We start from the raw sequence: 6,897 nt of genomic DNA on the forward strand, positions 1-6,897 counted from the left end.
ACAGATGCAAGGGCAGATGCACGTGCACGTGCCGTGATTGCGCCACCCCGGACCGATTCCTTCCGAATTCTTCCTGCCACTTCATGTGGAGGGCTTGCGGGAGCCTCACACATCAGTAACCGGATGAGCACTCAACGAAGCCCGAACGTGGCAGACTGCGGCCCACTGTTGGACGGGGTGGGGTCACAGGAGGGTCTGAGAGGTGTCCGCAAGTGAGTCGAGCGGGTCGGTGGTGCGGCGGATCCTGCTCGGGTCGCAGCTCCGTCGGCTGCGTGAATCGCGCGGGATAACCCGTGAGGCGGCCGGCTACTCGATCCGTGCGTCCGAATCCAAGATCAGCCGCATGGAGTTGGGCCGCGTGAGCTTCAAGGCACGGGATGTGGAGGACCTGCTCACGCTGTACGGCGTCGGTGACGCCCAGGAGCGTGAGGCACTGCTGTCCCTGGCGCGCGAGGCGAACGTCGCCGGCTGGTGGCACAGCTACACCGATGTGCTGCCCGGCTGGTTCCAGACGTATGTGGGCCTGGAAGGCGCCACATCCCTCCTCCGCGTCTACGAAGTCCAGTTCGTGCACGGGCTGTTGCAGACCGAGAGCTATGCCCAGGCCGTCGTCAGGCGGGGCATGCCGGATGCCGGGCCCGCCGAGATCGAGCGTCGCGTGGCGCTGCGGATGGAGCGCCAGAAGCTGCTGGTGACCGAGCGGTCCGCGCAGTTCCACTGTGTGCTGGACGAGGCCGCGCTGCGTCGCCCCTACGGCGAACGGTCCGTCATGCGCGAGCAGTTGAAGCATCTGATCGACGTGTCCGAGAGACCGAACGTACGGCTCCAGGTGATGCCCTTCAGTCTGGGAGGGCACGCGGGCGAGAGCGGAGCCTTCACGATGCTCGGCTTCCAGGAGTCGGGGCTGCCGGACGTCGTCTACCTGGAGCAGCTGACGAGCGCGCTCTATGTGGACAAGCCCGAAGAGGTGGCGCAGTACGCGCGGGTGATGGACCGCCTCCAGGAGGAGGGGCCGAATCCGGCCGAGACCAGGGACCTGTTGCGTGGTCTACTCCAACTGATGTGACGCATCGGTAGGATGGCGCACCATCAGGAGTCAGCACCCCCCAATGCGGCGCCCTGAGCGCCCTGTTCTCCAGATCGGGATGGCATGTCCTACTTCGACGAGTTGGCGTATCAGTTCATCGACGGCGAGTGGCGGTCCGGCAGCGGCTCATGGGACATCGTCGACTTCAATCCTTATAACGGGGAGAAGCTGACCTCCATACCCGTCGCCACGGTCGAGGAGATCGACCAGGCCTACCGTGCCGCCGAGCGCGCACAACGGGAGTGGGGCGCCACCAATCCGTACACCCGGCGGCTCGTCTTCGAGCGCGCGCTGCGGATCATCGACGACCGTGAGGCGGAGCTGGCCGAGACGATCGCCGCGGAGGTCGGCGGCACGCTCGTCAAGGTGGGCTTCGAGCTGCATCTGGCCAGGGAGTTCCTGCGCGAGGCGATCCAGCTCGCGCTGCGCGCCGAGGGCCGCATTCTGCCCTCGCCCATCGACGGCAAGGAGAACCGTCTCTACCGGCTGCCGGTCGGTGTCGTCGGCGTCATCAGCCCCTTCAACTTCCCCTTCCTGCTGTCGCTCAAGTCCGTCGCGCCGGCCCTCGCGCTCGGCAACGCCGTCGTCCTCAAGCCGCACCAGAACACCCCGGTGTGCGGCGGCGGCCTGGTCGCCAGGATCTTCGAGGAGGCGGGGCTGCCGGCGGGCGTGCTCAACGTCGTCGTCACCGACATCGCCGAGATCGGTGATGCGCTCATCGAGCACCCGGTGCCCAAGACGATCTCCTTCACCGGCTCCGAGAAGGTCGGCCGGCATGTCGCGACGGTCGCCGCGTCCCACTTCAAGCACTCGGTGCTGGAGCTGGGGGGCAACAGCGCACTGGTCGTCCTCGCCGACGCCGATATCGACTACGCGGTGGACGCCGCCGTCTTCAGCCGCTTCGTCCACCAGGGCCAGGTCTGCATGGCCGCCAACCGCGTGCTCGTGGACCGCGCCGTGGAGCGGGAGTTCACCGAGAAGTTCGTCGCCCGGGTCGCGGCCCTGAAGGTGGGCGACCCCACCGATCCGCAGACCCATATCGGCCCGCTGATCAACGAGGGGCAGGCCGAGGCGATCGCCTCGCTGGTGGACCGTGCGGTCGCCGACGGCGCCTCGGCGCTCCTGCACGGCGAGACCCGCGGCACCCTGGTGGCGCCGAGCGTGCTGAGCGGGCTGCCGGAGGACTCCCCGCTGCTGCAGCAGGAGATCTTCGGGCCCGTCGTGGTGCTGGTCCCGTTCGACGGGGACGACGAGGCGGTGCGGCTCACCAACGCGACGCCGTACGGGCTGAGCGGTGCCGTGCACACCGCCGACATCGAGCGCGGTGTGCGGTTCGCCAAGCGCATCGAGACGGGGATGTTCCACGTCAACGACGCCACGGTGCACGACGAGCCGATCGTGCCGTTCGGCGGCGCCAAGAGCTCCGGGGTGGGGCGGCTGAACGGCGACGCGATGGTGGAGGCCTTCACCACCACCAAGTGGATCTCCATTCAGCACGGGCGGTCGCAGTTCCCGTTCTGAGGTTCGCGCGGATCCGCGGCGCCCGATGGCGAGTTGCGGACAGAAGCTGACCGCAAGGGCTCCTACCTTGAGTGATGTCGAAAGGCGGACGGCGAACTGCCGGCCGTCGAAGGATGTCAGGAAAGGCGGATCCCATGCCCACTCACGTTCTGGCCGAGGACCACGGCGACGAGGCCGGCGCGCTGCTGGCCTTCCTGGAGGCCCAGCGGGGCGGGCTGCGGCGGGCGGTCCTGGGGCTGACCGAGGCCCAGGCGGCCCTGCGCCCGACCGCCAGTGAGCTGTCGCTGGCCGGGCTGGTCAAGCATGTCGCGGAGACCGAGCAGACCTGGCTCGAGACCGCGCAGGAGCGGCCGCACTCCATCGAGCGGAACGCCGAGAACTGGCACCTGAGCTTCCAGCTCGCGGACGGCGGGCGGGTGGCGGACGTGCTGGAGTTCTGGGACGGGGTCGCGCGGCGTACGGAGGAGTTCATCCGCTCCGTGAGCCTGAACGACACCTTCCCGCTGCCCGCGGCGCCGTGGTTCCCGCCGGAGGCCCGGCAGTCGATGCGCTGGCTGGTGCTGCACCTGATCGAGGAGACGGCCCGGCACGCCGGTCACGCCGACATCCTCCGTGAGTCCCTGGACGGCAAGACGGCTTTTGCGCTGGTGGACGAGGAGAGCAGGGTGCTGCAGGGGTGAGCGCGGGCTCCTCCGGGGGCGCCCTGGCCCCTGTCGTCAGGGCCTAGGCTGACGACAGGGGCGCGTGAGCAGAGAGGTGACGATGTCGGCGATCCGGCTGTTGGTACTGGGCGCCGTGCGGCAGCACGGCCGGGCGCACGGCTATCAGGTGCGCAACGACCTGGAGTACTGGGGCGCCCATGAGTGGTCCAACGCCAAGCCCGGCTCGATCTACCACGCGCTCAAGCAGATGGCGAAGCAAGGGCTGCTGCTCGACCATGACATCGCGCCCAGCACCGCCGGCGGTCCGCCGCGTACCGAGTACGAGCTGACCGCGGCGGGCGAGGCCGAGTACTTCGCGCTGCTGCGCACGGCGCTCTCCCAGCACGACCAGAAGCTCGACATGCTCAGCGCGGGCATCGGCTTCGTCGTGGATCTGCCGCGGGCCGAGGCGGTGGCGCTGCTCAAGGAGCGGGTGCGGGCGCTCGAGGAGTGGCGGAGCACGGTCACCGACTACTACACGCCCGAGGAAGGGCCCGGCCGGCTCGGCCACATCGGCGAGATCATGAACATGTGGGTGCACGCGGCGGACAGCGGTGCCGCGTGGACGCACGGGCTGATCGAGCGGATCGAGGGCGGGGCGTACGTCTTCGCCGGTGAAGGCGAGCCGTTCGTCGGGGTGCTGGCCGACGGGCAGGAGAACCCGTACGCGAGCAAGGACGCGCGCCCGGACCGCTCGCGTGCGGACCGTCCGGGGGCGGCCGGCGACGGTGCGGGCGACGGCGGTACGGACCACGGCGTCACCGCCGCGGAAACTCATTAATCAAGTTTGACCAATGCGCACGGCGGAGTTATCTTCCTGAGTAAGTAGTCAAACTTGACTATGGGAGGGAGATGTCGTGGCTGACCGCGATCAGGCGATCGTCGTCGAAGGACTGCACAAGCACTACGGCACCACAGCGGCCCTGGACGGGCTGGATCTGACCGTCCCGCCCGGCACCGTGCACGGGGTCCTTGGCCCCAACGGCGCCGGCAAGACCACCCTCGTGCGCATCCTGTCCACCCTGCTGCGGCCCGACGCCGGCCGGGCCGAGGTGGCCGGCTTCGACGTGCTGCGGCAGCCGGACGAGGTGCGGCGGCGGATCGGGCTGCTCGGGCAGCACGCCGCGGTCGACGAAGAGCTCGGCGGGCGGCAGAACCTGGAGATGTTCGGGCGGCTGTTCCACCTCGGGGCGCGCCGGGCGGGCGAGCGTGCGGACGAACTGCTGGAGCGGTTCGGACTCGCCGATGCCGGCCGCAAGGCGGTACGCCACTACAGCGGCGGGATGCGGCGCCGGCTGGATCTGGCGGCCGGTCTGGTGCTGGCGCCGCGGATCCTCTTCCTGGACGAGCCGACGACCGGGCTCGACCCCCGCGGGCGTACCGAGGTGTGGCAGGCGGTGCGTTCGCTGGTCGACGGTGGGACGACGGTGCTGCTGACCACGCAGTACCTGGAGGAGGCCGACCAGCTCGCGGACCGGATCTCGGTGGTCGACGGCGGCAGGGTGGCCGCGGCCGGTACCCCCGACGAGCTGAAGTCCGCCACCGGGGGCGACCGGATCGATGTCGTCCTGCGCGAGGCCCGTCAACTGGACCGGGCGGCCGCGCTGTTGGCGGAGGCGCTGGCGCGGGTGGCGGGCGGCGGTGCGGTCGGGGTGGACGCGGACGCACGGCGGCTGAGCGTGCCGGTCGCCGACCGGATGGTGGCGCTGACGGAGACCGTACGGGTGCTGGGCGCGGCGGGCGTCGAGGCGGTGGACCTCGCGGTGCGGCGCCCGACGCTGGACGAGGTGTTCCTGCAGCTGACGGGGGACGGCGCGAAGGAGAGGGGCGGCCCCGGAGTGCCGGCGGCCGCGACGGTGCGCGGGGACGAGGAGGGCGCGGCGGTATGAGTGGCGCGATGTGGGCGGTCACCGATTCCTGGACGATGACCCGGCGCGGGTTCGCGCACTGGGCGCGGCAGCCGGTGCAGGTCGTCGTCGGCCTGGTCTTCCCGGTGATGATGCTGCTGATGTTCGGCTGCTTCCTGGGCGGCGGGATGGCCGTGCCGGGCGGTGGCGACTACACGGAGTACCTGGTCCCGGGGATGTTCGCGCTCACCATGGCGTTCGGCCTCGAAACGACGATGACCGCGGTGACACAGGACCTCGGCAGGGGGGTGCTCGACCGCTTCCGGTCGATGCCGATGACGCCGTCCGCGGTCCTGGTCGGCCGCAGCATCCTGGACATGGTGCAGTCCGCGCTGAGCCTGCTGGTGATGGTCGGAGCGGGCCTGGCGATGGGGTGGCGCTGGCACGGCGGGCCGGCCGGTGCGCTGTCCGCGGTGGGCCTGCTGCTCCTGCTGCGGTTCGCCATGCTGTGGATCGGTATCCATGTGGGGCTGGTGGCGGGCCGGCCGGAGCTGGTGCAGGCCGTGCAGATCCTGGTCTGGCCGGTCGGCTTCCTCTCCAACGCCTTCGTCTCCGCCGCGTCGATGCCCGGCTGGCTGGGCGCGGTCGCGGAGTGGAACCCGCTGTCGGCGACGGCGGGTGCGGTACGTGAGCTGTTCGCCAACCCCCGTTGGACCGGGGACAGCTGGGCGGCCGGGCACGGCCTGCTGCTGGCCGTGGTGTGGCCGCTGGTGCTGCTCGCGGTGTTCTTCCCGCTGGCGGTACGGCGGTACCGGCGGCTGGGGCACTAGCTCCGGCGCGGCGGTGGGCGGGGCGTGCCCGGGCTGTCGGGTGGGCCCGCCCCCGGCGCGTCCGGCGGAGCTGGACGACGGCGGAGGAGGCTCGCGACGGAGGGGGTCGCGCAGGGGCTGAAGGGGGCCCCTAGTGGTGGAACGCCGTCGCGACCTCCGCCGGGCGCTGCAGCGGCTCGGACTGTTGCCGGAGTTCGGGCAGCAGCGCCTCCAGGTCCGCGATGAAGAGATCGGCGAGGTCCATCGAGAAGCCGTTGCGGCAGACCACCCGCAGGACGGAGAGGTCCTCGCGCTTCGGAGGGAAGGTGTAGGCGGGAATCAGCCAGCCGCGCTCCTTCATCCGCCGGGAGACGTCGAAGACGTCGAAGGCGGTGACGTCGTCCGTGGTGGTGAAGGCGAAGACCGGCAGCTGGTCGCCCTGGGTCAGCAGTCTGAAGTCGCCCAGCGCGCCGATCCGTTCGGCCAGCGAGCGGGCCACGTCGCGGGTCGCCTGCTGTACGGCGCGGAAGCCGGACCGGCCGAGCCGGAGGAAGGTGTAGTACTGCGCGGCGACCTGGGCGCCGGGCCGGGAGAAGTTGAGCGCGAAGGTCGGCATGTCGCCGCCCAGGTAGTTGACGCGGAAGACCAGCTCCTCGGGGAGCGCCTCCGCATCGCGCCACAGCGCCCAGCCGACGCCCGGGTAGACCAGGCCGTATTTGTGCCCCGAGGTGTTGATGGAGGCGACCCGCGGCAGCCGGAAGTCCCAGACCACGTCCGGGTCGAGGAACGGCGCGATCATGGCGCCGGACGCGCCGTCCACATGGACCGGGATGTCCCAGCCCTTCTCCTTGTGGACCGTGTCGAGCGCCGCGCAGATCTCGGCCACCGGCTCGTACGACCCGTCGAAGGTCGAGCCGAGGATCGCCACCACA

The 6,897-nt window shown here is 70.5% G+C and carries 7 protein-coding genes; 6 read left to right on the forward strand and 1 reads right to left on the reverse strand.

Annotated features, from left to right (window positions below):
- Positions 1 to 202 precede the first annotated feature (202 nt).
- The 6 genes from Scani_RS37975 to Scani_RS38000 all read left to right on the forward strand — a co-directional run bounded on the left by Scani_RS37975 (position 203) and on the right by Scani_RS38000 (position 5,986).
- The gene (locus Scani_RS37975) at positions 203 to 1,066 is read left to right on the forward strand and encodes a Sco1979 family transcriptional regulator (RefSeq protein ID WP_159471592.1); all 864 of its coding nucleotides are present in this window, start codon (positions 203 to 205) and stop codon (positions 1,064 to 1,066) included.
- A gap of 84 nt (positions 1,067 to 1,150) precedes the next feature.
- The gene (locus tag Scani_RS37980; RefSeq protein ID WP_159471590.1) at positions 1,151 to 2,608 is read left to right on the forward strand and encodes an aldehyde dehydrogenase family protein; all 1,458 of its coding nucleotides are present in this window, start codon (positions 1,151 to 1,153) and stop codon (positions 2,606 to 2,608) included.
- Between the two features lie 134 nt (positions 2,609 to 2,742).
- Positions 2,743 to 3,288, forward strand: a complete 546-nt coding sequence (locus tag Scani_RS37985; RefSeq protein ID WP_159471588.1) for a DinB family protein — start codon at positions 2,743 to 2,745, stop codon at positions 3,286 to 3,288.
- Between the two features lie 82 nt (positions 3,289 to 3,370).
- Positions 3,371 to 4,090: a PadR family transcriptional regulator gene (locus Scani_RS37990; protein WP_159471930.1), complete on the forward strand. Its 720-nt coding sequence runs from the start codon at positions 3,371 to 3,373 to the stop codon at positions 4,088 to 4,090.
- A 76-nt stretch (positions 4,091 to 4,166) separates the two neighbouring features.
- Positions 4,167 to 5,198, forward strand: a complete 1,032-nt coding sequence (locus tag Scani_RS37995) for an ATP-binding cassette domain-containing protein (protein ID WP_159471586.1) — start codon at positions 4,167 to 4,169, stop codon at positions 5,196 to 5,198.
- Complete coding sequence (locus tag Scani_RS38000) at positions 5,195 to 5,986, forward strand: ABC transporter permease (RefSeq protein ID WP_246295565.1); 792 nt, start codon at positions 5,195 to 5,197, stop codon at positions 5,984 to 5,986. The genes Scani_RS37995 and Scani_RS38000 overlap by 4 nt, the downstream gene beginning before the upstream one ends.
- 130 nt (positions 5,987 to 6,116) lie before the next feature.
- Here Scani_RS38000 and Scani_RS38005 read toward each other — a convergent pair.
- Positions 6,117 to 6,897, reverse strand: a 781-nt coding sequence (locus Scani_RS38005) for a pyridoxal-dependent decarboxylase (protein ID WP_246296386.1), incomplete at its 5' end; no start/stop codon positions are given.

Origin of the sequence: Streptomyces caniferus, from assembly GCF_009811555.1 — a bacterium.
In the GTDB taxonomy this organism is placed as follows: Bacteria; Actinomycetota; Actinomycetes; order Streptomycetales; family Streptomycetaceae; genus Streptomyces; species Streptomyces caniferus.

Coding starts and splice junctions, on each gene's coding strand:
- Scani_RS38000 (WP_246295565.1), top strand. CDS start 5,195: ATGAGTGGCGCGATGTGGGCGGTCACCGATTCCTGGACGATGACCCGG.
- Scani_RS37990 (WP_159471930.1), top strand. CDS start 3,371: ATGTCGGCGATCCGGCTGTTGGTACTGGGCGCCGTGCGGCAGCACGGC.
- Scani_RS37980 (WP_159471590.1), top strand. CDS start 1,151: ATGTCCTACTTCGACGAGTTGGCGTATCAGTTCATCGACGGCGAGTGG.
- Scani_RS37985 (WP_159471588.1), top strand. CDS start 2,743: ATGCCCACTCACGTTCTGGCCGAGGACCACGGCGACGAGGCCGGCGCG.